The following is a 25422-nucleotide window of genomic DNA, read 5'->3' on the forward strand; positions in this document are numbered from 1 at the left end:
TCGCAAAATAGGTTAAATGATGCGTAATCAACTGTAATAAACCGTAGCAAATCATTGCTAAAGTCTCAAATTTTATTTGCCTCAGTACATAATTTTAGGCGGCATCGGTCTACCATTGCTCGACTTAATCATAGCAAGAGCCGAACTACCACCGATCTAAAGACATAAACACAAAACCCGCCCCAACTTTATCATCTACCAGTCAGGGCGGTTATGCGTTTGACAAGCTCCTAGAGCTTGCTCGTTTTTCGTGTAAAAAGGCTTTCCGCGCCTTGCCCTAGCAATAGAACACGCGATCGCCCGTTCCTCAAGCGCTACCTGTAAACGTAACCTCTGGAAACTTTGCCTGCGCTTCCGCCATGGGTCGCCGCTTGCCTTCCTCTTGCCAGTAGTTGATAACCTCAGTCGCCTGGTTAAGCAACTCAACGCGATCGACCTCAGAAATCCAATGCTTCGCTTCCATCTCTGTCTTTAGCTGTTCCCACGCGTCGTTACGGGGCCAAAAAAAGTAAGATGTCAGCGGGCTAGTACCCTTGCCTACAACCTGATCGACAGCTAATGCAACGTTCTCATCTAACCAGAGAACTTTTAAAATAAACTTCGACAACCCAACCTCCAGCTTGTCCCAAACATTTCGCTTGCTCTGCAACTTAGCATTCTATCTTACTGCCGGAAGAATCACCAGCATAATCCTCGGAATCAGCCGTAAGTGCGCGGTTGGGCAAACGTGTAGGGTATAGATGCAGGCAGCATGATTCGGTATGGTGCTAAGAGTAGAAATAGAGCAGGCAGGCGTAATGGATATGGAGGCAATCGTCGTTTTTGACATTGATGGCGTGATTCGTGATGTGGGAGGATCGTATCGCCGTGCGTTAGCAGATACCGTCGAACATTTCACGCAAGGAGCCTATCGTCCGTCACCGGAGGATATTGATGCACTCAAAACAGAAGGACTCTGGAACAACGATTGGGAAGCGTCTCAGGAGCTGCTCTACCGCTATTTTGAAGCACAGGGACGATCGCGAGAAGCTACAGCCACGAACCCAATTAGGCTGGATTATGACGAACTGGTTGCTTTCTTTCAGTCTCGTTATCGCGGCACAGACCCAACACACTGGACAGGCTATATCTGTCAGGAGCCGCTGCTACTGCAACCAGCCTATCTAGAGCAGTTGACTCAGGCAGGCATTTTGTGGGGCTTTTTTAGCGGTGCCACGACGGGATCGGCACGCTATATTCTGGAGCAACGCTTGGGACTGCGATCGCCCGTTCTCGTAGCCATGGAAGATGCACCCGGCAAACCTGATCCGACTGGGTTACTGCAAACAGTGCGCCTGCTGCATGGTTCTGATGCCGCGCCTGTAATCTATGTGGGCGATACAGTGGCAGATATGCACACGATTACTAAGGTGCGCCAAGTCCAGCCCGATCGCCCGTGGTTTGCCGTTGGCGTTTTGCCACCCCATGTTCAAAAAACTGAGGTCAACAAGCAAGCCTACATTGCTACACTCCAGCAAGCAGGCGCACAGATCGTTTATGACAATGTGCAGGAGTTGACCGTAGAGGCGATCGAGAAATTAGTGAGGGGGTAAGCAAGTGTAGAGGAAAGAGCAGAGGGAAAGGGGTGCAAGAGAAGATGGTTTAGCTTTCACCTTTAATCTTCCTCCCCCTTTGCCCTTCACTCTCCTTAACTCCCCTGCCTTCTTTATCTACGCTTTTAGCTTCAAAAACTTCTCCATTGCAGACACCATTTCTGGGGGCCAGCGGCGATCGTTTCTGAGCCAATTTAGATCTTTGTAGCGCGAGTCGAGACCAACGGCTGAAACCCATTGACTTTCGGCTTCTCCTTGTTTTCCCTGCGCCCAAAGTGCGGCAGTGAGGGCGGCACGCATATCGGCAAATTGAGGATATTTGCGCACCAGATTCCGCATTTTGCGAACAGCTTCATCCTGCTTACCAAGCTGATAAAGCGCTAGAGCATAGTTGGCGTTAGCAAACGCATAATCACGGACAAGCTCGGTCGCTTGTTTGTAATCGACTACGGCGGCTTCCCATTGCCCCAGCCCAGCTTTGGCATTGCCGCGATTGTTAAAAGCAGCGGGATCTTTAGGATCGAGTTCCAAAACACGATTGTAGTCGGCGATCGCCTCTTCCCACTTGCCCAAACCTTCTAGTGCGGTGCCACGGTTCAGGTATGGATCAGGCGCATCTGGCGCTAGCTCGATCGCCTTGTTGTAGTCAACGAGAGCACTCTGCAATTTATTTTGGCTCACTTTGGCATTGCCTCGGTTACTCCAGGCAGCCGCTGTTTGAGGCAGTGTCTCAATGATTTGCGTCCAATAGTCCTCAGCCGTACGGAAGTCGCCTTCATTGGTTGCTTTAAAGGCTTTGTCGGCGATCGCATCAAGCTGCTTGTAAAGGTCTAGCGCTGTTACCTGGGGTGCTGCTGGTGAAGGCGAAGCTGCTTCTGGTGGCGGTACGGTTTCTGCTGGCGCTGCTGCTGAAGCTGCCACGGGAATCTGTTCTACTGCCAGGGCTGGATAGGGAAACCAGACCAGAAGGCTAGAGAGAAGAACACTCAAGAGAAACAGAAAGAGGCGAATCATAAAAGACTACCGAATAGAGAGCCAGGAGAATTGAGTGAGCATGAGCAGCAGTCAAGCATTTTTTCGCAAAACGAGAATCATTTCATCTTTGTTCTTGAGAAACAGCTCGACTTCAAACCCAAACTGCAAGGTTTTCTGTAAGGTCGCTAGCAATTCTAGAATTTCGGTCTGTGTCCAAACGTGGTAGTGAATGCTGTAGTCCATCGCTATAAAGCGATCAGCTTCTGCTTCGATTCTGGGGTCGTCTTGACCGTCCTGTTCACTGGTATAGCCCAACGAAGGAAATTTTGCCCAGTCTAGAAAATGCTGTTTCTTCGACCATTCTGGACCCTCGTTATAGTCTTTGAGGAGATGGTCGATCGTCGTCAGTGGACGATGAACATCGAAGGTATACCGTTTGTCTGGTATGCCCATGTAGAGAATGCCCGCGGGCTTAAGCACCCTCAGCATACTCTGCATTGTTTTGATCGGATTTTGGCAGTGCTCAATGAAGTGGTTAGCAATCACAAAATCTTGCGAGGCAGGGGGAATATGGGTTAGCTCTTCACCGTCATCCAGAATATCTACCTCAACCAGTGGCAGCTCGCTTAGCTCGGGATAGTGCTTTTTGAGGTCTGCAACAGACATCCGGTCTACGTATTGCACCTGGATTGTATCGGAGACGTGAAGCGGATTATGTAAAGCGCCGATTTCAATGCCCTTGCCTTTGAGGTAATGGTCGGCAACACCCCGGCGATCGAACGTAGAGGGCGCAATGGTTTGCGACAGCGTTTGCGTTAGATCGGAGGACGCGCGGAAGACTTTTTTGAGCAAGCCTTCAACTTTTAGCCTCAGACGGTGTGGCGCATTGACAGTGTTGGTCATGAGTTCAGATCCTTTTCTCCTCAAACATTATCACTGGCTTTAGGGGAGCAATGGGTAAGCCAAGTGGCTGGCTAAAGCATCGAAAGCTGATTGCTAGGTGGCGTATAGCCCAGATGTTTCCAGGCAGCAGGAGTCGCAATGCGACCACGCGACGTGCGGTTGAGATACCCAATCTGCAAAAGATAGGGTTCGTACACTTCTTCGATCGTCTGAGCATCTTCGCCTGTAACGGCTGCCATTGTCTCTAACCCGACGGGACCACCGCCAAAATGTTCGATCATAACCGTTAGCAAGCGGCGATCGGTCCAATCTAAGCCACAGGGGTCAACGTTAAAGCGCTCTAATGCCTCGGCGGCGATCGGCTGGTCGATCGTGCCCATCTCTTTCACTTGCACATAGTCACGCACTCGCTTGAGCAGACGATTGGCAACGCGGGGAGTGCCACGGGCGCGGCGGGCAATTTCCGTAGCGCCTTCAGATGTCACAGCGGTAGTAAGCAGTTTTGCTGTTCGCAGCACGATTTGCGTCAGTTCATCTAGTTCGTAAAAGCGTAACCGTTGAATTAGCCCAAAGCGATCACGTAGAGGCGATGTGAGCGCACCGACCCGTGTTGTCGCGCCAACCAGCGTAAACGGCTGTAATTTGAGCGATCGTGTGCGGGCGCTGGAGCCTTGCCCGATCGTCAAATCAACCCGAAAATCCTCCATTGCCGGATACAGAAGCTCTTCGCTCACTTTGTTCAAGCGATGAATTTCGTCAATAAAAAGCACATCACCCGGCTGCAAGTTTACCAGCAGTCCCACAATATCTTTGGGGCGTTCTAGCGCGGGCGCACTGGTAATTTTGCAATTGACCCCCATTTCGGTTGCCAAAATCAGTGACATCGTTGTTTTGCCCAATCCGGGCGGACCATAGAGCAGCAAATGATCTAAGGTTTCATGCCGAGCTTTGGCAGCGCGAATGGCAATATCCAGAATTTCTTTCAGGTCTTTCTGCCCAACGTATTCTGCAAGGCGCTGCGGGCGGAGGCGCTCTTCCTGTTTGCCGCACTCCTCTGGTTGTGAATTGGGCTGCAATAAAGAAGCTGACCGCGCTGGTTTAATGTTGCTGTCGTCCGTACCAGTAGCGTCTTCGATAATCTTCAGAGGCAACTGCTGCTCCTGTTTTCGCGTCCTGGTTTTTGCTGGTAGCTCCTTGCTGCTGTCGTTAGCAGTCTCCAGAGGTAACACATCGTCACGCGCTGGATCATCTGCATCTGGAGTCGGTTGTTTAGAGGAAATTATTGCCATACTTTGGAGAAGCAATCAGCGGTCAGCCGTTTACAATTCAGTCATCAGCTGCCGCAAAGCGGAAACAAGCTACAGCAGGCAACAGCTTTGAGACCCTTCTAGCTTATCGTCCCAGTGCCAGGTTGATAGCTGAGTGCTGAACGCTCAATATTCATCATACCGAGAGAACTTTAGAACATGGCAGTTGAGCCTCGTTTGACGTCTGATGACATCAGTTTTGCAGACGCGATCGCCGTCACGCAGGCACTCCTAAACGACCTTGAGCAAGGTAACGTTGATGCTTTTGGGGCAACGGTGCGTGAGTTAGTTCGCAGTGAGAATGGGGCACGAGGCTTTTTTGTGACGTATTTGAGCGACGATCGCCCGCTAGCCGATCACCTAACACCTACACTCATTGCAGCGCTGCAAACATCACCCGCGATCGTTGCGCCACTGTTGATCAAAAACCTGGTGATGTCTACAGCAATGGCAATGACGCATCGCCGTAACCAGAATGAGGACTTGGTGCAAGGGTCAGCACGAGTACGATCGCGCACAACACAACTCATACAAGCACTCCAGTTGCCTCAGGTGCAGGCAGAAGCACAGAGCTTGCTAGGGACGATCGCCACAAAAACAGGAGACTATCAAGCGTTCTTAGAGCGCTGGGGGTATGATTTGGAGCAGCAGCAGGCAATGCAACAAACTTTAATCGCGCTGGGTTTTGCTCAATAAGCCTGGCTTCGGAGCCTAAAGCGTTCAGGCAATGGAACCAGAAGCTTGTTTCAGCGTCTCAATAGAGTGATGATGGGCACTCGTCAAAATCTACTTTTCTCTCAATACTGACAAAGCTTCTAGCCCTTCTGGTTTGTCACATGGTTGACATTGGCACCAAATACAGGGAATTTAGATCAGCAATTGCAACCAGAATTCACTTCGGTTTGATCCAAGCATGGCAATCTCACTTCGGAAAAACCTTTCTCGTTCCGAGTCACAGCGCTACTGGGAATTGCTGCGTGTTTTGGTTGAACGCAACCTGAGTGCTCGCTATCGCGGTTCCATCTTGGGCATCTTCTGGTCGCTGCTGAATCCTCTGACCATGACTGGGCTGTACACGGCGATTTTTGGCGGTATTTTTGCAGAAGTGTATCACGGCTCGCTGATCAGGTATGCTCTGGCAGCCTTTACAGGGCTAGTGATCATTAACTTCTTTTCAGCAGCCACGTCGCAAGCGCTCACGAGTGTGGTGGGCAACGGACCCTTACTGAATAAAATCCGTCTGCCCGTCAGCGTTTTTCCAGTGTCAGTGAATGTAGCGAATATCTTCCAGTTTGCCGTGGGTCCTTTGCCTTTTCTGGCAATCTTTACGGTGATTAACGTCCGGCATCATGTTTTAGAAACCATGACCACGCCGTTGTCACTGCCAGATTTGGTCGGGACGATCGTTACTAAAAGTTTGATTAATCTAGCAATTTTTCCGCTACCGTTTCTGGCGCTCGTACTGGTTTGTTTAGGCGCGGGTTTTCTTGTTGCGGGCTTGTTTGTCTTCTTTCGAGACTTACCTTACTTTTACGAATTGATTGTCTTTGTGCTGTGGATTAGTAGCCCTGTATTTTACCCAGCCTCCATTGTGCCACCACAAGTAAGACCCTTCTTAGACCTGAATCCGCTCTTTCCCATCATCGAAAGTACCCGTCAGATTGTGTTGTCAGGCGAACCGCCAGAGGTAGGTATGCTAGTGCGTGCGCTGTTGGGCGGCTTAATTATCTTTGGGCTGGGATGGAGTTGTTTCCGATCCTGGCGATCGCAGTTTATGGACTTACTCTAAATGGAAGTAATTCGCCTCGACCAGGTATCGCTGTCACGACGCACTCAAGAAGAGTTTTCGTATGACTTGAAGAAGACGTTGCTCTCGTTTGTCGAAGGTAAGTACCGCAAGCCTGCCCGCAAGCTCGTGTTAGATCATATTGATCTCTCTGTAACAGCTGGTGAAAAAATCGGCATCATTGGTGCCAACGGTTCGGGTAAATCAACGTTGCTCAAGCTGATATCAGGCATCTTGCAGCCAACGCGCGGTGCCTTGCGCGTGAGAGGACACATTGCACCGTTGATTGAACTAGGTGCAGGCTTTGATTCTGAGCTAACCGTGATGGCAAACATTGTCCTCTACGGTGTGCTGCTGGGCTTTAAGCGCAGCGAGATGCTGGATAGAGCCGCTGCCATTCTGGAGTTTGCGGAGTTAGAGGATTATGCCTCTGTCCCTGTTAAGGCGCTCTCTTCAGGGATGACAGCACGGTTAGGTTTCGCGATCGCCACGGATGTCCAGCCTGATATTTTGATTCTGGATGAAGTGCTGTCAGTCGGTGACGAAAGCTTTAAGCAAAAGTGTAAGCAGCGAATGGAGCAGCTCTGGGATGGTAGCGCCACTGTGCTGCTGGTTTCGCATAGCATGGAGGATATTCATCGTTCGTGCGATCGCGCAATTTGGCTTGATCGAGGTCGCATTCGCTTTAGCGGTAGTGCTGCTGACACAGCAGAAGCCTACTTGAGCGCAGTCGAACAAAAGTTAGACATGGGGCTACGACACGTTTGATTCCGGCAGAGACAGCACCTGTCTGTAAACAAACCTGACTTCTGTCTAAAGTTTAAGCATTTTGGACAACGCACCATATCCAGCATAATCCTGTCCTAGAATAAGAAGTCTGTCGCACACCATCTCATCCTTCCGTGTCTTTAACGCTTCACGCCGAACACTTACAGGCAATTTATGCCCACGCCGAACGCACCTACCCTGAAGAGTGCTGTGGGCTGTTGCTGGGCACGATCGCCGCAAACGAAAAGGTCGTGCATGACGTTTATGCTGTGCCGAATGCGTGGGATACAGATGCTGCAAATGAACTGAACGACAGTGCTGCTTTTACCAAGACTCGCCGCTACTGGATTGCACCAGAAGCGATGTTGGCGGGAATGCGCGAAGCACGTCAGCGCAAGCTAGACATTATCGGTATTTATCATTCTCATCCTGACCATCTGGCAGTGCCGTCCGAGTGCGATCGTGCCCTTGCCTGGTCACAGTACTCTTACCTAATTGTCTCCGTTAAGCATGGCAATGCTAACGATCGTCGCAGTTGGACACTCAACGAGCAACATCAATTTGAACCCGAAGCCCTCCAACTTGCTGAAGTGGCTCGAATGTGAAGCCGTCCAGCAAACCGATTCAATCCTTTTTTATCCACTAGCCTATTGCTTCGCAGAAGCAAGCTACATCCTTTAGTCGTTCCTCCAAAGTTCAACTTTTTTTAGCCTTCATCCTTCATCCTTTAGCCTTTCTTCCCATGCTCAATCCCAATCTCAACGATATTCAGCTTGAAAAAGCAGAGTACGAGCGCTATTCGCGTCATCTGATCTTGCCCGAAGTAGGGTTAGACGGGCAGAAGCGTCTCAAAGCTGCCAGCGTGCTTTGCATTGGAACAGGTGGTCTCGGCTCCCCGCTACTGCTTTACCTTGCCGCTGCTGGCATTGGACGGATCGGCATCGTCGATTTCGATGTGGTCGATTTTTCCAACTTGCAGCGCCAAGTCATTCACGGTACATCGTGGGTCGGCAAACCCAAGATTGAGTCTGCCAAAGCCAGCATTCTCGAAATCAACCCCTATTGCCAGGTAGATCTCTACGAAACGCGCCTCACGTCTGAAAACGCCCTGGAGCTTTTCGAGCCTTACGACATCATTGTTGATGGCACCGACAACTTCCCCACTCGTTATCTAGTCAACGATGCCTGCGTGTTGCTCGGCAAGCCAAACGTCTACGGCTCGATCTTCCGGTTTGAGGGGCAGGCAACGGTCTTTAACTACGAGGGCGGTCCTAACTACCGTGATCTCTACCCTGAACCACCCCCACCTGGACTCGTTCCCTCCTGCGCGGAAGGCGGTGTATTGGGTATTTTGCCAGGGATCATTGGTGTGATTCAGGCAACGGAAACGGTCAAAATTATTCTGGGTCAAGGTACGACGTTGAGTGGACGATTGCTGCTCTACGATGCCTTAAATATGAGCTTCCGGGAACTCAAGCTGCGTCCGAATCCCGTGCGTCCCGTGATTGAAAAACTGGTCGATTACGAAGAGTTCTGTGGGATCCCCCAGGCAAAAGCTGCTGAAGCAAAGGAGCAAGCTGGTATGCAAGAAATGTCCGTGCAGGAACTCAAGCAGTTGCTTGACAGCAATGCTGACGATTATGTGCTGTTGGATGTTCGCAATCCCCATGAGTACGAGATTGCAAAGATTCCTGGTGCCGTGCTGATCCCGCTGCCTGATATTGAGAATGGTGATGGCGTTGCGAAGGTCAAAGAGCTATTGAACGGACACAAGCTCGTTGCTCATTGCAAGATGGGTGGACGATCGGCGAAAGCGCTAGGCATCCTGAAAGAAAAAGCAGGCATTGAAGGCATTAACGTTACAGGTGGAATCACGGCATGGAGCCGGGAAGTTGATCCATCCGTACCAGAGTATTAAGTTGAGAGTTGTAAGTTTTGGGGTTTGAGTTGCGCTAACTTAAAACTCAAAACTTTTCACTCAAGATTTCTTACCATGCTGGAAGCGGCTCGCTTTTTCCATCAGTTCGCAGCGTTGCTCAAGGCTGGTATTCCAGTGCAGCAGTGTTTGGGCATGGCTGGTAAAGACTGTGGTGCCAACTTCCAGCGATCGCTTAAAGAAGCCAGCCTCAAAGTGGAAGCGGGTCAAGATCTGGCGACCGCGCTTAATGGTCGATCGCCTTATTTTGACCAATGGACGCTCGCGCTCATTCGTGTAGCTGAATATAGCGGTGCATTGGCAGAAGCGTTTGAGCGACTGGCGATCGCCGCCGAAGCGCAGCACCGACGACAAAAGCTCTACAGCTCTGTAATCACATCAGTCATCATCATTGGCTTTGCCCTGTTAACGCTGCTGGTCGCCTTGCTTTCGCGCAGTACAGCCTTCGTGTTGCAACCAGGATTCTTCGTTCTAGCAACATTACTGGCGGCGATCGGTTTTAGTAGTAGGCGATTACTGGAGGCAACTGGCAACGGCCAGCAACTTATGGCAAGCGTACCGTTTCTGAAAGGGATTGCCCAGTCGCGATCGCTCCTTTACTTTGCAGAACTGGAACTGCCGCTACGGTGTGGAATGCCACTGTTGCAAGCACTGGAGTTAGTGCGATCGCATATTCCTGATGTGGCGTTGCAAAAAACGTTGGCGATCGCCTCTCGCCACCTTCAAGCGGGACAAACCTTAAGCCAAAGCTTGGCTGGAAAACTGCCAGCGCTGGCACTGCAAATGCTCCGCACAGGCGAAGAGGCGGGCAATTTAGACGAAATGCTGGTCAAACTGGCGGACTATTACGAAAGCGATCTAGAGCTTCAGTTCAAGCAACTTCAGGCAGCGCTACGTCCCCTGGCGATCGTGGCGATGGGTGGTCTAGTATTGCTTATTGGCATCCAAACGATCGGCTCACTGTTAAACGTACTACCCAGTTAACTATTGAAACGCACTGAAACGCACAGTTTTTAGGAAAGCAAGGCATCAGGAGTTTAGCCCTTCACTTCGCCTCAACCACATCTCTGTAGAGAGCCATCACAGTACCAAGAGAAGGAGCGAGGTTGACGCTAAAGCAAAGGTCGAGCGATCCTCAAAAAAGGAGCAAGATTACCTTGCTCCTCTAAGCGCAAAACCGCATTTACAGCAGTATGTTACTTGGCAGCGCGGATCTCATCAAAAACGCCTTTATCGCCAAAGTACTTATCTTGAGCCTGTTCCCAACCGCCGAACTCTTTGATTGTACCGAGTGTCTTCACGGGAGGATATTTTGCAGCTAGCTCTTTGTTCTTGTCTGCGCTAGCGGCAAGCGGTCTGAAGCCGAGCTTGATAAACTCTTCTTGTGCTTCGGGCGTAAACAAGTACTGGACGAAGGCTTCAGCCACTTCGCGAGTGCCATGCTTATCGACGTTTTTATCGACTACAGCCACCGGAATGTCGATCGAGAAGTTAACTTCAGGCACGACATAGTCCAGCTTCTCACCCTTGTTTTTTGCCAGAATCACTTCGTTTTCGTAGTTTAGTAGCGCATCCCCCTGACCTTGCTTAGCAAAAGCATCAGTTGATTCACGCGCATCTTTTGCCAGGACGACTACATTCTTATAAGCTTTGGCAACGAACTCTTTCGCTTTAGCTTCATTGCCACCCGTTTTGAGGTTGTAATCCCAGAGTGCGAGGAAGTTCCAACGAGCGCCCCCGGAGGTTTTTGGGTCAGCCGTCACCCATTTCACATCGTCGCGGGTCAAATCTGCAAAGGTTTTAATATTTTTTGGGTTGCCTTCACGGGTAGTGACAGCCACTACTGTTTCGCCCACGATGCCGTTATTGGGCACTTTCGTACTCCAGTCAGGACTGACCAGCTCCGCCTTTACCAGCTTAAGTACGTCGGCTCCTAATGCCAAGTTGACGACATCGGCTTCCAATCCGTCAATGATGGCGCGGGTTTGAGAGCCAGAGCCACCGTAGCTTTGATTAAAGGTAACGTTCTGTCCCTTCTCAGTTTTCCATTTTTCCACAAATTTTGGAATAATTGCATCATGCGCTTCCTTAGGCACAGCGTAGGCAACCAGAGTGAGTTCAACATCCTTTTTCTGGTCAGCAACAGGGCTGGCACTGCCACCGGCAGCGGGAGTGGTGGCATTGTTGCCCGAAGAGCAGGCAGCGATCGATAGACTCAGCACTGCTCCCACAACAAAAAGGGATACGAACTGTCTGAAGGAGGTAAGTCTGAGTCGATCAGTAAAATAGTGAATAAGGTTTCCCAGAGGCTTGGGAGTACGCTGCCGGACAGTCATTCTATGTCTCCTTGAATATACGGCTAACCAATCGGAATAGCGTAAGTTATGCGATAAGAGATCATAATACAGACAAACGATCGCCAAAACAATTAGGAAAGCCACATTTCTGCATCGGTTTACGGGTAATTGAACAGCGCAGCTTAGATCACTCCAGCACCAGTTCTCGATCGTACTGGTTGCCGCAGACGTTCTAGCAAAAGCTCCATTTCCTCTGCCCATTCAGAAGGCACGTTGACTTGTTCGAGAAAATGTTCATAAAAAGGTTGATCGTTGGGCTTCCATAAGCTCCGCCCCTGGTCGGTATAAAAGCGAAGATTATCGAGATGGTCAGCCGCTGCCACTAATTGAGCGATCGCTGCCGCCTCACCTGTACCGTTAATCAAACGTTGGACGTACGCCTGTTTTGGTTCGGTTTTAGCGGAGGGGCAGTCCTGGCAGAGCAGTTGCATTGCAGCTTGAACATTGTGGCTGATCGACTCAAACAGTTCTAGCGGTAGCCCAATATCGCCGACAGAATGATGCATAAGTGCCACAATTGCCGCATCTTCAAGCAACTCTGCTGGCAGTAGAATTGCGCCTTTTTCTACGGTAAGAGCAGCTACTGCCAGCAGGTGACTGACAAAGGGAATGTCATGTGTTTCCCTGACTTGTCGAGCGTGTAGTTCCGCTGCCCAATGCAAAACGTTGACAAAGCGCGTCGTTAACAAAGGAGAAGTGGCGACTGGCAAAAAAGTACCCATAATTCTTCAAGCAAAAGAAACGGCATGAGTGAAGGATGCCCAAACCGTTACAAAAGTAAGCTCGAAGCAGAGACTATAGGTGAATGGCAATGTTAAGCGCTAGTTGATCCTTATATAAGGTACGCAGGGATACGGGACGTACAAGCATCTGTATTCATACGCTAGCTAGATTCACAAGCGGCTCGATCTCATTGTAAAACGTCTGTGGATGCGCCTTAGTCTAGCAACGCTTAATCAAAGGCGATCGATCCCTAACGACCGAAAAGTTGCTAACTCTAGGGCTGGGCAACTGACGTACTATAAAACATCTATGCCTTTAGAGAGATCTAATGTGTCGAAAATTACATCGCTTCGATATGGGCTTTAGTATGCTTGCAAGTTGATTCGTTCAGTTATGTGGTGTGAGGTTCTGATGTCTATTTCCAAACAATGGAAATTTCTTTTGGCGACGCCAGCCAATCTATGTACAGCTTTGGTCATTGCAGGAGCAGTCGCAGGGCTAACGGCAACGGGTGTGAGAGCCTCGCAGAGTTCTATCAACACCTTGCCAGCGGTTTCTGATACTCATCCTAAGCCAGCCAGTTTGTCCGCTGCGGCACAACCTGCTGCGGCACAATCCGTCACGGCACAACCGACTGCTGCCCAGCAAGCGCCCCAACCAACTTTGCACGCTAATGCGATCGAGGCTATTGCTAATGTTGCCGAGATGGAGCCAGCCGAAGCAGACGAGGCACAGGCAGATGATCCCAGCGCGATCGATCAAGTTACATCTGTCTCTCAACTTACTGATGTTCAGCCGACGGATTGGGCTTTTCAAGCGCTGCAATCATTGGTTGAACGCTACGGCTGTATTGTTGGGTATCCCGATAGAACCTTCAGAGGCAACCGGGCGCTGACTCGCTACGAGTTTTCGGCTGGGCTAAATGCCTGTATGGATCGGATCAATGAACTGATTGCAGCGGGCACGGCTGATCTAGTCAAAAAAGAAGATTTGCTAGCCGTACAGAAGCTTCAGGAAGAGTTTGCAGCAGAACTCGCTACTGTGCGTGGGCGGGTTGATGCAGTGGAAGCACGTACCGCCACTTTGGAGAAACAGCAGTTCTCTACAACGACCAAGCTGAATGGTTTAGTTTGGTTTAATCTCTCTGCTGCCAATGCTAGCCGGGATGTGACGTTTGAAGGACCACCTGGAAGCGTCGAGAACCCTGCTAACGGGCGCTTTTTTGCCACCCGCGACCCCGCCACTGGGTCACCAACTCGACAAGTAACAGGTTCACCAGAGCCAACGTTTAGTTTTCTGACCTGGCTGACTTTTAATACATCGTTTTCGGGTAAAGATAGCCTCGTCACTCAGCTAGCGGCTGGTAACGGCATTTCGCCGATCAACCAATATGCGTCAGCAGGGTTCTTTAACGCCTTTGGTTCACCCTTTACCGATCAGTCCGCCGGTACAGTGAACGGTCGTAATGATGTCGTGATTCACGATTTGTTCTATAGTTTTCCGTTGAACGACGCGATTAAGATCACTGTTGGTCCCCGCGTGAATTGGTATCGCCACTTTGACTTCAACCGCTTTACCTTCTTTCTCACTGGAGCAGGTAGCTTTGACTCGATCGGCAGCACCCAGACAAACGCGATCGATCGTGGATCGGGGGCTGTTATAGAGTGGAACATCAATAAACAGTTCCGATTAGCCGTTGCGTATTTGGGCGAAAACACAGAGTTTCTGCCCGGTCAGTTTGGCTTTAACACCTCCAGCAATCCTAACTTTGGTCTGTTTGGTGGCACCAATACAGCGACGGCTGAGTTGACCTTCTCACCGACGAGTTCCCTCAACTTCCGGTTCATGTACAACTACAGCCGCATTCAGGCGTATGGCGGTCAGGTTGGTGGTGCTATTGGTGAACCTATTCCTTACGGCTACCTGGATGCAGGTCCAGGCTTTTCTAACGGCATTATTGATGGCGGTTTGAACCATGCCTATGCCAACACGCTTGCTTTCAACTTTGATTGGCTGATCACCCCTGGCTTTGGTATTTTTGGACGCTATAGCTTTGGTAACACTAATCTAGAGCCAATCAACAAAGCGGTGGATGTACAGTCATTCCAGGTTGGGGTTGGCTTCCCCGACTTGCTCAAAAAAGGTGCTCTGGGCGTTGTAACCTTCCTGGTGCCGATGGACATTATTCGAGGTGAAGAATACTTTGCTGCAGGTGCGGGTGATGGCGGCACGATGTATGAGCTAGAAGCGTCTTACTTCTTCCCATTAAGCGACAATTTGGCGCTGGTGCCATCGTTCTACGCCATCTTTAACGCTAATAACTTTGATAGCAATCCGACCATTTTTGTCGGCAACTTGCGAGCACAGTTTAGTTTTTAGTGGTGGGTTGATCGTTATTAGTTTTAGTAGTTAACAACGATCAACGCATCGTTAATGTCTACGCAAAGCGATCGGGCGAGAGGTCGGGCAATAGCTCATCTTTTTGTCCGATCGCGCTGCTAGCAAAGCGTCTTGCCAGGGGTGGCACGATCGCCAGCGGATTGCTGAAGCCTGAAAACAGGTGGATTCCTTCTGTATGGGGGAGTGCGCCAATGAGGGGCAGGCGATCGCTGCTAAAGGCAATCAGACAGTGATGCCATGTACCGGGCAGTGATTCTAAAGCAGGTAGGACAGCCCCAATGTTTCGCCGCATTTTGCCTTCGCTTTCAGCGGCATCAATAGGTGCATTAAGGTCGGTCAGCACTCGGCTGATCTGCCCCATTCTTATACTGCCATTGAGCAATTGAGCGGCTCCAGGGTCTAGGATCAGCGGCATTGGCTCATGTCCGGGTTGATCCCAAAGGGGGTCGAGTGCAGCAGTGCTAGAGTCGGCTTCAAGCTGAAAACGTCTGGTATCGGCTGGCATAACGAGCGATCGCAATTGCAAAGCGACAGGCGGGGTTTCTAGCAGTTCTGCATGAGTAAAGTAAAGCCGAACGGGTATCCCTGCTGCCTTCAGTAGTGAGCGGCTGAAGGCACCTGCACAGACAACCGTATTGGCACTGTGATAGGTGTTTGCTTCACCCACCACGCCTGTTACGCGCGAATCATTACGTAGGAGGGCTTTTGCTGAATCGATCTGCACCGTGCCGCCCAGTCGCGTAAACGCCTGTATGTAGGCGGCAGCCATTGCAGTGGTTGAAATATGACCGTGCTTGACCGTGAGAGCGCCCGCGATCGCGTCTGGATTCAGCAGTGGTTCTAGCTCACAGGCTTCTGCCACGCTCACCAGCCGTGGTGGAATCGCAAAGTGGCTGTAGGACTGGGCGATCGCAGCGGGATCTTCGCCAGCGGCGATCGTCAAGACCAGATCCAGTTCACGCAACTCTGTACTAGCCCCCAATTCACCTGATAATGTGCGGTGTAACGCGATGCCCTCAGCACAAAGCCGCCTCGTGAGCGCGGTCGTTCCAGACCAAAAGGCAATACCGCCATAGCCAAAGCGGGTTGCTCCTTGCAGGGAGGGGTGTTGCTCTAGCAACAAGACAGAAAACTTCTGCTTGGCTAACTCGTAGCTAAGAGCTGCACCTGTAATGCCTCCACCAATCACAATCCAGTCATAGCTCTGCATAGTCGAAATGTCTAAGGTACTCAATTACGGCTTGCCGCTTTATTCTACTTTTGCAGCGTTTGAAGAATTGTGCAGGGCGATTGTTCTGAGGCGATTAGTTTAATGCGGTTAGTCTGGCGCGGTACAGGTCGCGGGACAAGTGCCCCCCTTTTAACAGCCAAAGACTTTAGCGTATGAAGCGATTCAGCTAAGGCAGATCAAGCAGTCTAGCAAAACAGAATCGCAGTAATCACTAATGGTTCCGGCGATCGTCCTCTTCTCGCTAGCAACCTACGATCAAGTCGTTTTCCGAATTTACATCCAATCTTTTTTGAGGAGTCAACCGTGAGCAGTCAGCGTCCTTTGTCTATTCCACGTCGTCAAATTATTCGCGGGCTGCTTGCCGCAGGTGCGTTTGGTGCCACTTCCCGCCTTTGGGTTGGTTGCGCCTCTACACCCACACCCCAGGCTGGTTCTGGTAGCCCTGCCTCTAGCGTTGCCGCCGCTAAGGAAGTGGTGATGGGCTTTATCTATGTGGGTCCTAAAGACGACTACGGCTGGAACCAGGCACATTTTGAAGGTAGAGAAGGCGTTGCCAAACTGCCCGGTGTCAAAACGGTTGAGCAGGCAAGTGTGCCAGAAACCAACGAAGTTCAGGAAGTCATGCTCAACATGATTAACCAGGATGGCGCAACGGTTGTGTTTCCGACCTCCTTTGGCTACTACGACCCACACATTTTGAAAGTCGCTCCTGGCAGCCCCAATGTGCAGTTTTTCCATGCGGGGGGTCTGTATGTCGAAGGTAAGCATCCTAAAAATGTCGGTAGCTACTTTGCCTATATCGACGAAGCCCAGTACGTAGCGGGCATTGTTGCCGCACATATGGCAAAGAACGGCAAACTTGGGTTTATTGCTGCCAAACCAATTCCTCAGGTCGTCCGCAATATCAACAGCTATACGCTGGGCGCACGCACGGTCAACCCAAAAGCGACAACACAGGTCATTTTTACGGGTGATTGGTCCTTGCCGGTCAAAGAAGCTGAAGCCGCTAACAGCATGGCAGACCAGGGCATTGAAGTCATTACCTGCCACGTTGATAGCCCCAAAGTCATCATGGAAACCGCCGAAAGGCGAGGTATCTACTGCACGGGCTACCACACTAACCAGTCTAAACTGGCACCCAAAGGCTATTTAACTGGAGCAGAATGGGACTGGTCAAAGATTTATGGGGAGTACGCCAGGTTGATTCAGGAAGGCAAAATGACGATGGATGGTGGTATTCCCCATCTAGTACGCGGCGGCTATAAAGAGGGCTTTGTCAAGGTTTCAGAGTATGGTCCTGCTGTCTCTGATGCCGCCAAGAAAGATGCGGATGCTGCGAAGGCTGCGCTAGAGACAGAAACCCTCGTTATCTATAAAGGTCCGCTCAAAGACAACACAGGCAAGATTGTGATCCCTGAAGGTAAGGAGTTTAAGCAGAAAGATACTGAATTAGAGAAGATGGATTGGCTGGTAGAAGGGGTACTGGGGAATACGAAGAGCTAGGGCTAGGAGGAATAAGAGATGAGGGATGAAGGTAAAACCGATGTCGCCCTTTTCCCTCTGATCCACGGGATTTAAGTGCGGATGGGTTCGTTCGCTGCTGGTGTTGGCTCGTTATTGATCGCACCACCTTGCACCCTCCCATTCGTACGCGATCGCTCGGCTCTAACTTCACCAATGCGTTTGGGTCGGATATAAAGGTTTTCCAGCAGCACAGCGGCTCCAGCAACCCAGGGCGGCACAATAATTGCGCCCAAAATGCCCAATACCTGAGTGCCACCAAACACGGCTAAAAGCTGATATAGGGGATGGACATTGACGGAGGAGCCAACGAGTAAAGGATCGAGGACGTAGCTTTCTAGATTCTGCACGATCGTAAAGAGCAGTAGTACCCAAAGCCAGGTGATACCACCCATTGACAGCGATACGATCAGAGCGGGAATCGCGCCTAGAAACGGTCCTACGAAGGGAATCAAGTTGGTAAAGCCTGCGATCGCGCCCAATGCTAGCGAAACTTCCGACAGCCCCAAAACGTTCAAGCCAACGGTTGTTACAACGCCCAGAATGGCAGACACGACCACTCGTCCCTGAATAAAGCTACCCATGCGCCGAGCGACAGGCTTGACCTGCGCGGTCAGACGGCGATCCCACGGTGCGGGAAAAAGTTGCACCACCCCTTGAATGAGCGTCTTGCTGCCCGCCACCATATAGCCAGAAATGAGCAAGACGAGAATGACACTAAATAGTGCACCAACAATATTTTTCGTCAAGCCGAACGATCGCAACAACACCTGCTGACCAGAGCGAATTACCCAGTTTGTTAGAGCTTGGGGATTGATCAACTGCGGCACCAGCTCTGGCTGAGAGGTATTTAGGCGTAAGGCGAGTCCTTGCACCCAGTTGAAGAGCGCCTCTGAGTAAACCGGAATTTGAGTAATCAGGCGATCGGTCTGCTCCACTACAGTGGGACCAATTAACACCCCAACGCCAACAAAGCCACCAATGAGCGCTAAGTACACGGCAATCACTGCTAACCAGCGGGGCACTCGTCGGCTTTCAGCCCAGTTGACGATCGGGCTAAGAGTTGCTGCCAACACCACCGAAATCATCAGCACAATGAGCAAGCTCTGCAACTGCCAAAGCAGCGCCAGCAGCAGTACAACAAGCAAAATGCTGAAAATGCTGGAAAGCGAAATCGTAATGCGCTGATCAGACATAGGGGAAGTTGTTAGTGGTTGGTTGTTAGTTTTTAGATTGGAAATACCCGCAAGCACTAACAACTAAAAACTAACAACTAAAAACTCTAGTTGCGGTGCCATCGCGTTACGCCATCTTTCTGGTCAATCAGCGTAATGCCTTGAGACTGAAGTTCGTTGCGGATGCGATCGCTCTCTGCCCAATTTTTCGACTGCCGTGCTTCTTGCCGCTGTTGAATGAGTGCCTCGATCGCAGCATCACTTAAACCAACTGTTAAATCGCCAGTCAGACTTGAGGAAGAAACAATTTCACCAGCTAGCATCCCTGGCTTAGCGTCCAATCCTAAAACTTCTAAAAGGCTGATGAACGTTTGCCATTGGCGTTGCAACTGTTCGACAGGCAGATCGGGGTTGCCTTGATGTACGAGTTGGTTACCTTCACGACTGAGTGCTTTCGCTAACTCAAACACAACCGAAAGGGCGATCGGCGTGTTGATGTCATCATCCATCGCCTCATTAAAGCGATCAACTACCGCTTGATCCAGGTTATCGGTAGCGGCAGACTGCCATCCGGGTAAGGCTGCAAACTGCGTTCCAAACTGGAGCGCTTCTTTCAGGGTTTTCCAGCTACTGACGGCAGCGTCCAAGGCATCGGCGGTAAAGTCGATCGGCTTGCGATACTGCGCCTGCAAAACAAAGAGCCGAAACGCCATGGGGTCATAATTCGCAAACAAATCGCGGGTAAGGCGAAAATTGCCCAACGATTTGGACATCTTCTCCCCGTCCATATTAATGAAGCCGTTGTGCAGCCAGTATTTTGCTAATGGCTTGCCCGTTACGGCTTCACTCTGAGCAATTTCATTTTCGTGATGAGGAAACGTCAGATCTATGCCACCACCATGAATGTCGATCGACTCACCCAATTCATCGCGTACCATCGCCGAGCATTCAATGTGCCAGCCCGGTCTACCCTTACCCCACCGCGATTCCCAGAACGGTTCGCCTGGTTTGGCTGCTTTCCACAAGGCAAAGTCAGCAGGGTCTTTTTTCTTATCAGCCTCTTCGTCTACGCGACCGCTGGCGCCAGCCTGCATCTCCTCTAGCTTGCGTCCCGACAACTTGCCATAGTCTGCAAACTGGCGCACAACGTAATAAACATCGCCATCGGCAGCATAGGCGTACTGCTGTTGCTCCAATTCGTGAATGAGGCGCTGAATGCCGTCGATCGCATGAGTGGCACGTGGATAAGCATCAGCACGGAGAATATTTAGACGATCGGCATCTTCAAAATAGGCAGCAATATATTTCTCAGCAATTTGCTCCATTGTGCTGTTTTCTGCGAGTGCCCGTTTCAGAATCTTGTCATCAATATCGGTAAAATTCTGGACATAGCGCACGTCATAACCACGCCACTTCAAATAACGTCGCACCACGTCAAAAACCACAAAGACTCTCGCGTTGCCGACGTGAAAGTAGTTGTACGCCGTGATGCCACACACATACATCCGCACCTTGCCTGGTTCGATCGGCTCAAATGGCTCCTTGCGGCGGGTGAGTGTGTTGTAAAGCGTGAGTGGCATAGCAATATCATTCAAACAGCGAGGACAATTATAGGGAGGCGGCGATCAGTGTTTTCACTAAACAACCCAGCCTAGATCGGTGATAATGAAAAAGTGTGCAGCGGTGCGATCGTACCGTTCATCGTAACGACTACCTTTATCTTCTAATGTCTCGGACATTTGCGCTATGCAATCAGCCACCACTCCTGCCTCTTCCTCTGCGATCGATGCGCCCAAGCGTGGCTTACCCGTCACCATCATTACAGGGTTTTTGGGCAGCGGCAAAACAACTCTACTTAACCATATTCTGACCAATCAGCACGGTGTTAAAACAGCCGTTTTGGTCAACGAGTTTGGCGAAATCGGCATTGACAACGAACTTGTCATCACCACAGGCGAAGATATGGTGGAGTTGAGCAATGGCTGCATCTGCTGCACCATCAACAATGACCTGGTAGAAGCCGTTTACAAGGTTCTAGAGCGACAAGACTCGCTCGATTACCTCGTCGTCGAAACCACGGGGCTTGCCGATCCCCTGCCCGTCGCGCTCACCTTTTTGGGCACCGAACTGCGGGATTTAACGCGCTTAGACTCCATCATCACCCTAGTTGATGCCGAAAACTTCAGCCTAGATCTGTTCAATAGCGAAGCCGCCTACAGTCAGATCAGCTACGGCGACATCATTCTCCTCAACAAAGCTGACTTGGTAGACGAAGCCAATTTGGACGCGCTGGAAGTAAGAATCCGTGACATCAAAGAGGGCGCACGCATCCTACGCACTGTCAAAGGGCAAGTGCCGCTAGCCATGCTGTTGAGTGTGGGACTCTTTGAATCTGACAAATACTTCGCTCCCGATGAAAAAGCGCATGATCACGAGCATCATGACCATGATCATTCTGGGCATGAGCATCATGAGCATGAGTCTCATCAGCATGACCAGCACGAGCATGAGTCCCACGACCATTCTGCTTGCGATCATGATCATGGGCATTGCGACCACGACCATGACCACGCGCATCATTCTCATCACCTAGAAAACGACGGCTTCACCTCTGTCTCTTTTGCCAGCGACAAACCGTTTGACATCCGCAAATTTCAATATTTCCTTGACAATCAGCTACCAGCCACTGTGTTTCGTGCCAAGGGCATTCTTTGGTTTAGCGAAAGCCCCAAGCGTCATATTTTCCACCTGAGCGGTAAACGGTTTTCGCTCGATGACGACGACTGGAAAGGTGAACCCAAAAACCAGCTTGTGCTGATTGGTCAAAACCTGGATCATGATGCGTTGCGATCGCAAGTCGAAAACTGCCTCACCGTTGCCTCTGCTGGTCGCGGTAAAGGCTTTGGCAAGTAGTAAGTCGGTTTGAGTGATGAGTTCTTAGTCGCTTCTCAACTCAAAACTCATCACTTGAAACTCATCACTCTTGTATGGATTCTGGTCGTCAAATTCTCGTCTGCCAGTACACTAATTGCCTTGCAAATGGCTCTGCTGCTGTGCTGGCAGCTTTTCAGGCAGCCTCTGTGCCCGGTGCGATGGTTATTGGCTGTGGCTGTCAGGGACAGTGCAACATGGGTGCAACCGTCCGCGTGCTGCCCGACAATACCTGGTATTGTCGCGTGAAACCCGAAGATGTAAGGGCGATCGTTGAGCAACACCTGAAGCAAGGCAAACCCGTTGCAGACCTCCTTCATCCACGCTTGCATCCGCAGTTTTAAGAGCAAGGAGAAACAAAAAGGTAGAAGAACAGAAGTGGTAGCCAAAAAAGGCAAGGAGTAAGATTCTGCTGCAAATTCATGCGGCTAGAGAACACGCTACCGAAGCGATTACTTGTCCACCGTTGTACAGGCGATCACGTAACAGTTAGCTGTAATGTTTGCTTTCGATCTACTTAAGCGATCGTATGCGGTTGAAGTGTCTGAGGCGCAGTTTCTTGAAGCGCAGTAAGGTAGCCCTGCGTAGTAGTAACCCAACCCAAAAACTTTCCGATATTGAAAAGGGTGGCAAGTCAATACACAGCTAGCCTTGCGAAATAATCGAGGGCAACGTCTATTTCATTACGTTTTCGATCGCAGTTTCAATACCTTTTTGCAGTCGCGAAAGTTTAGGGCAGCAGGGTTAAAAATAGCGTGTTGCTACAAAGGGGTTGCTACAAAGGGAGTCTGTGAGGCTATTTCTCCAAACGGACGGCATACCATTGTAGAAATTCGTCAGGACCCACATCCAGTTCGCAGGACGTTTCAAGTAAATACTGCGCTTGGTCTTGAACAGAAGTAAACTTTTGCAGATCTCTAGGAAGGTCATCTTGTCGTTTTGCTAACACGCCTTTGAGCTTGTCGAGCAATTCAGCAGTGGTAAGGAACTCTTCCGATCGCCCAGATTCCAGCAAAACAAACGTATCGCTTTCGTACATACGTGGGTCGGGCATAGCTCACTCTTCTCCTGCACGGCTTTGGGGTTGATCACTGTTGATCACTGAGGACTACTCCTATTGTGCAGTCTTCTGGAAGCACTGAGCCTTGGTTCCTGATTTGCGCGATATAATCGTTGGTACGGGAAGTAGCATGGTACGGACTGTTGAGCGATCCGCTAGTCTTTGTAGAAGCTAGCCTGAAAAAAAGTCCATCCAAACATTCATCCTAAAAACTTTAGCGTCTATGAAGCGTTCTGCCTGTCTGATCTTCAATCCAGTGGCGGGTAAGGGTGATCCAGAGCAAGATCTGGCAACGATTAAAGCTTTGCTAGAGCCTGAGATTGATCTGGATATTCAGCTAACAACGGAAGAAGTCGGTGCCGATGCACTCGCGATCGCAGCAGTTAAGCGCGGTGTCGATGCCATTATTGCCTCCGGTGGCGATGGCACACTCTCGGCAGCAGCAGCAGCTTTAGTTGGCACTACTATTCCCTTTGGCATTATTTCACGCGGAACTGCTAATGCCTTTGCCAATGCCCTGGATATTCCTGACACGATCGAAGCAGCTTGTCAAACGATTTTAGGTGGCGCAACCAAAACTGTTGATGCAGCGTACTGCAATGGACACCCGATGGTGTTGCTAGCAGGCATTGGGTTTGAAGCAGAGGCAGTAGAGTTAGCCGGTCGCGAGGCAAAAAACCGCTTTGGTATCTTTGCTTACGTGTTGGCAGGGTTTCAGGCGTTGCGACAGATGAAAACGTTTGAAGCCGAAATTGAAACTGAAGACAAAGTGATTAAGTTGACAGCCGCCGCGATTACGGTTGCAAATACGGCGCCGGCAACTTCTGTCTTGGCACAGGGTCCGTCAGGCGTAGTAGTTGATGATGGGTTGCTGGATGTAACGTTGGTGTCTCCAGCGAACAAGGCAGGGGCGATCGCGGCAACTTACCATCTCTTGCAAACGGCGCTGAGTGGCGATGCTGTTGATCGCGATGATATTGGCTATCTCCGTGCCAAACGAGTCAAAATTACAACCGATCCAGAGCAAAAAGTGGTTTTGGATGGCGAACTAATTGGTAATACGCCGATCGACGTTGAATGCGTTCCTCATGGACTCACGCTCTTTTACCCTCTAGTCGAAGAGACGTTACCGACCGAAAAACTCGAAGGGCTGCCAAATCTGGTGATTGAAATGAAGCAGACACCGGACGGTGAAGGTAGCTTTGGTGAGCATGAATGAAGTCGGTTAAGGCTCCTCGCCTTGCGCTTGCAGCCGCTTCCGTTCTTGCAACTTTAGCAAGATCTCAGCATGGACTTCCTTTGTAATAGGGTAAAAGTAAGCCAGCACCAGCCCAATCAGTAGCACCAACGTTGGCAGTGGACCGATCGCCAGCTGGATAGCTGCGATCGCAGAGGGTGGCTGCACAGGCGCGGGTTGACACGGCACCGTTTCCTTAAAGCCAGCGATCGCTAATCCCTGACCCAGCAAAAACAACCCAAGAGCCAGCCCTACCTTCTGTAGTAACACCATAAACGAGTAAAAAATGCCCTCGCGCCGTTGCCCCGTTTGCAACTCATCCAGTTCAACGACATCAGGCACCATTGACCAGGGAATCAGGTATGCGGTCGCCACACCAAACCCCGCCATGACTGCCAGCACATACATCAAGCCAATTTGTCCTGGCTTGAGAAAGTACAGCCCTGCTTGAGCAATAATCCAGACACCCATACCCATAAAATAAACCGCTTTCTTGCCCACCCGCTTGCTGATTTCCGTCCAGACAAACAGCATGACCAATGCCGTCCCCTGTACAGCTAACAGCACCGGAATGAACTGATCTTCCCGCTGCATCACGTTGACAACAAAGTAGGGAATGATCGAGGCAGTAATTTGCACCGCTAGCCAGGAGCAAAAGTAGATGCCAATAACGTAGAGAAACGGTCGATTGCTAAAGGCGATTCGCAGTTGCTCTAGCAGCGGTATGGTGGCGGTTGATTCGGTTTCGAGTCGGCGGTTTTCGGCAACCATTACCTGTCTGCGAACACCCCAAACGCACCAGTACAGCGAGACGATCGAAATAACCGCACAAACAACGCCCAGCACCGTATACTGCATTACACCAGCGTTGCAACTCCCACCTGGCGCTGCACTGGGCTTAAAAACGGCAAAGATCACCTGTGCCAATAGCAGTGAAGCAATGCTGCCCCCGATCGAAAATAAGAACCTAAAGCTATTGAGACTGGTACGCTCGTTGTAGTCCTGAGTCAGTTCGGGGGTCAACGCCGTGTAGGGAAGGTTAACCGCTGTATAGGCTGTATTAAACAACACCGAAACGAGAATGTAATAGCCAAAGAGCCACCACTGATTTGTGGCTGGGTCAGCACTGAACTGAGGCACCAGCCATTGCAACACATAAAAGATGCCAAAGGGGATTGCTCCCCATAGCATCCACGGCAAGCGGCGACCCATCCGGTTTTGGGTGCGATCGCTCAAAACACCGACAAAAGGGTCGTTGACAGCATCCCAAATCTTGCCAATCAGCAAAATACTGCCTGCCAAGCCAGGGTTAATACCTGCCACGTTAGTAAAAAAGAATAGTAAGAAAAACGCCAGAATATTGGCAGTAATGGCGGGTCCGAGATCGCCTGCGCCGTACGCCAACTTGGTAGGAAGGCTGAGTTTTGGCAAGGTCGGCGGAACGGAAGAAGCGGAATCATGCATAGTGGGATACAAGAAAAGCAAATAACAGTTGTATTATCTTTTTCAGCTTGAGGTGC

23 protein-coding genes are annotated in these 25422 nt (G+C 50.5%); 12 read left to right on the forward strand and 11 right to left on the reverse strand.

Features of this window, described 5'->3' with window-relative positions:
• Nucleotides 1–307: 307 nt before the first annotated feature.
• Nucleotides 308–607 (reverse strand): 30S ribosomal protein PSRP-3, encoded by a 300-nt coding sequence (locus H6F76_RS20355; RefSeq protein WP_190447847.1) that lies wholly within the window; start codon nucleotides 605–607, stop codon nucleotides 308–310.
• Between the two features lie 196 nt (nucleotides 608–803).
• On the opposite strand from H6F76_RS20355, the gene H6F76_RS20360 reads away from it, so the two are divergent.
• Nucleotides 804–1592 (forward strand): TIGR01548 family HAD-type hydrolase, encoded by a 789-nt coding sequence (locus H6F76_RS20360; protein WP_190511226.1) that lies wholly within the window; start codon nucleotides 804–806, stop codon nucleotides 1590–1592.
• Between the two features lie 117 nt (nucleotides 1593–1709).
• Here the strand turns inward: H6F76_RS20360 and H6F76_RS20365 are convergent, their stop codons facing one another.
• The 3 genes from H6F76_RS20365 to ruvB form a co-directional block, all read right to left on the reverse strand.
• Complete coding sequence (locus tag H6F76_RS20365) at nucleotides 1710–2606, reverse strand: tetratricopeptide repeat protein (RefSeq protein ID WP_190511035.1); 897 nt, start codon at nucleotides 2604–2606, stop codon at nucleotides 1710–1712.
• Nucleotides 2607–2657: 51 nt separating this feature from the next.
• Nucleotides 2658–3470, reverse strand: a complete 813-nt coding sequence (locus H6F76_RS20370; protein ID WP_190511038.1) for a methyltransferase domain-containing protein — start codon at nucleotides 3468–3470, stop codon at nucleotides 2658–2660.
• 71 nt (nucleotides 3471–3541) lie between these two features.
• The gene (ruvB, locus tag H6F76_RS20375; RefSeq protein WP_199322259.1) at nucleotides 3542–4759 is read right to left on the reverse strand and encodes a Holliday junction branch migration DNA helicase RuvB; all 1218 of its coding nucleotides are present in this window, start codon (nucleotides 4757–4759) and stop codon (nucleotides 3542–3544) included.
• 177 nt (nucleotides 4760–4936) lie between these two features.
• On the opposite strand from ruvB, the gene H6F76_RS20380 reads away from it, so the two are divergent.
• The 6 genes from H6F76_RS20380 (at nucleotide 4937) to H6F76_RS20405 (ending at nucleotide 10251) form a co-directional block, all read left to right on the forward strand.
• On the forward strand, nucleotides 4937–5473 hold the full coding sequence (locus tag H6F76_RS20380) for a hypothetical protein (protein WP_190511040.1): 537 nt from the start codon (nucleotides 4937–4939) through the stop codon (nucleotides 5471–5473).
• 217 nt (nucleotides 5474–5690) lie between these two features.
• Complete coding sequence (locus H6F76_RS20385; RefSeq protein ID WP_190511042.1) at nucleotides 5691–6566, forward strand: ABC transporter permease; 876 nt, start codon at nucleotides 5691–5693, stop codon at nucleotides 6564–6566.
• Complete coding sequence (locus H6F76_RS20390; RefSeq protein WP_190447838.1) at nucleotides 6567–7331, forward strand: ABC transporter ATP-binding protein; 765 nt, start codon at nucleotides 6567–6569, stop codon at nucleotides 7329–7331.
• A 134-nt stretch (nucleotides 7332–7465) separates the two neighbouring features.
• Nucleotides 7466–7936: a Mov34/MPN/PAD-1 family protein gene (locus H6F76_RS20395; protein ID WP_190511045.1), complete on the forward strand. Its 471-nt coding sequence runs from the start codon at nucleotides 7466–7468 to the stop codon at nucleotides 7934–7936.
• Between the two features lie 137 nt (nucleotides 7937–8073).
• Nucleotides 8074–9249, forward strand: coding sequence for a molybdopterin-synthase adenylyltransferase MoeB (gene moeB, locus H6F76_RS20400; protein WP_190447834.1), 1176 nt, complete (start codon nucleotides 8074–8076; stop codon nucleotides 9247–9249).
• 75 nt (nucleotides 9250–9324) lie between these two features.
• Nucleotides 9325–10251, forward strand: coding sequence for a type II secretion system F family protein (locus tag H6F76_RS20405; RefSeq protein ID WP_190511047.1), 927 nt, complete (start codon nucleotides 9325–9327; stop codon nucleotides 10249–10251).
• A gap of 212 nt (nucleotides 10252–10463) precedes the next feature.
• Here the strand turns inward: H6F76_RS20405 and H6F76_RS20410 are convergent, their stop codons facing one another.
• Both H6F76_RS20410 and H6F76_RS20415 read right to left on the reverse strand, forming a co-directional pair.
• Nucleotides 10464–11603 carry a sulfate ABC transporter substrate-binding protein gene (locus tag H6F76_RS20410; RefSeq protein WP_190511049.1) on the reverse strand — a complete coding sequence of 380 codons (1140 nt, stop codon included), beginning with the start codon at nucleotides 11601–11603 and terminating at the stop codon, nucleotides 10464–10466.
• 143 nt (nucleotides 11604–11746) lie between these two features.
• A complete protein-coding gene (locus H6F76_RS20415; protein WP_190511051.1) occupies nucleotides 11747–12346 on the reverse strand; it encodes a hypothetical protein in 600 nt (199 codons plus the stop codon).
• A 412-nt stretch (nucleotides 12347–12758) separates the two neighbouring features.
• Between H6F76_RS20415 and H6F76_RS20420 the strand changes: the two genes are divergently transcribed.
• Entirely contained in the window at nucleotides 12759–14726 is a 1968-nt protein-coding gene (locus H6F76_RS20420) for an iron uptake porin (protein WP_242036768.1), read from the forward strand.
• Nucleotides 14727–14784: 58 nt separating this feature from the next.
• Here H6F76_RS20420 and H6F76_RS20425 read toward each other — a convergent pair whose 3' ends face one another.
• Nucleotides 14785–15957 (reverse strand): FAD-binding oxidoreductase, encoded by a 1173-nt coding sequence (locus H6F76_RS20425; RefSeq protein ID WP_190511053.1) that lies wholly within the window; start codon nucleotides 15955–15957, stop codon nucleotides 14785–14787.
• Nucleotides 15958–16281: 324 nt separating this feature from the next.
• Here H6F76_RS20425 and H6F76_RS20430 point away from each other — a divergent pair, with 324 nt between their 5' ends.
• Entirely contained in the window at nucleotides 16282–17481 is a 1200-nt protein-coding gene (locus H6F76_RS20430) for a BMP family ABC transporter substrate-binding protein (RefSeq protein WP_190511055.1), read from the forward strand.
• Nucleotides 17482–17552: 71 nt separating this feature from the next.
• Here H6F76_RS20430 and H6F76_RS20435 read toward each other — a convergent pair whose 3' ends face one another.
• Nucleotides 17553–18695, reverse strand: coding sequence for an AI-2E family transporter (locus H6F76_RS20435; protein ID WP_190511057.1), 1143 nt, complete (start codon nucleotides 18693–18695; stop codon nucleotides 17553–17555).
• A gap of 86 nt (nucleotides 18696–18781) precedes the next feature.
• Entirely contained in the window at nucleotides 18782–20254 is a 1473-nt protein-coding gene (gene cysS, locus H6F76_RS20440; protein ID WP_190511059.1) for a cysteine--tRNA ligase, read from the reverse strand.
• Nucleotides 20255–20420: 166 nt separating this feature from the next.
• Between cysS and H6F76_RS20445 the strand changes: the two genes are divergently transcribed.
• Both H6F76_RS20445 and H6F76_RS20450 read left to right on the forward strand, forming a co-directional pair.
• Nucleotides 20421–21587, forward strand: coding sequence for a GTP-binding protein (locus H6F76_RS20445; protein ID WP_190511061.1), 1167 nt, complete (start codon nucleotides 20421–20423; stop codon nucleotides 21585–21587).
• Nucleotides 21588–21661: 74 nt separating this feature from the next.
• Nucleotides 21662–21949: a (2Fe-2S) ferredoxin domain-containing protein gene (locus H6F76_RS20450; protein ID WP_190511063.1), complete on the forward strand. Its 288-nt coding sequence runs from the start codon at nucleotides 21662–21664 to the stop codon at nucleotides 21947–21949.
• Between the two features lie 452 nt (nucleotides 21950–22401).
• Here the strand turns inward: H6F76_RS20450 and H6F76_RS20455 are convergent, their stop codons facing one another.
• Nucleotides 22402–22659: a chlororespiratory reduction protein 7 gene (locus tag H6F76_RS20455; protein WP_190447802.1), complete on the reverse strand. Its 258-nt coding sequence runs from the start codon at nucleotides 22657–22659 to the stop codon at nucleotides 22402–22404.
• Between the two features lie 229 nt (nucleotides 22660–22888).
• On the opposite strand from H6F76_RS20455, the gene H6F76_RS20460 reads away from it, so the two are divergent.
• A complete protein-coding gene (locus tag H6F76_RS20460) occupies nucleotides 22889–23884 on the forward strand; it encodes a YegS/Rv2252/BmrU family lipid kinase (protein WP_190511065.1) in 996 nt (331 codons plus the stop codon).
• A gap of 6 nt (nucleotides 23885–23890) precedes the next feature.
• Here the strand turns inward: H6F76_RS20460 and H6F76_RS20465 are convergent, their stop codons facing one another.
• Nucleotides 23891–25366, reverse strand: a complete 1476-nt coding sequence (locus H6F76_RS20465) for an MFS transporter (protein WP_190511067.1) — start codon at nucleotides 25364–25366, stop codon at nucleotides 23891–23893.
• Nucleotides 25367–25422 lie beyond the last annotated feature (56 nt).

The organism is Leptolyngbya sp. FACHB-321 (assembly GCF_014695975.1).
Taxonomy (GTDB): domain Bacteria; phylum Cyanobacteriota; class Cyanobacteriia; order Leptolyngbyales; family Leptolyngbyaceae; genus Stenomitos.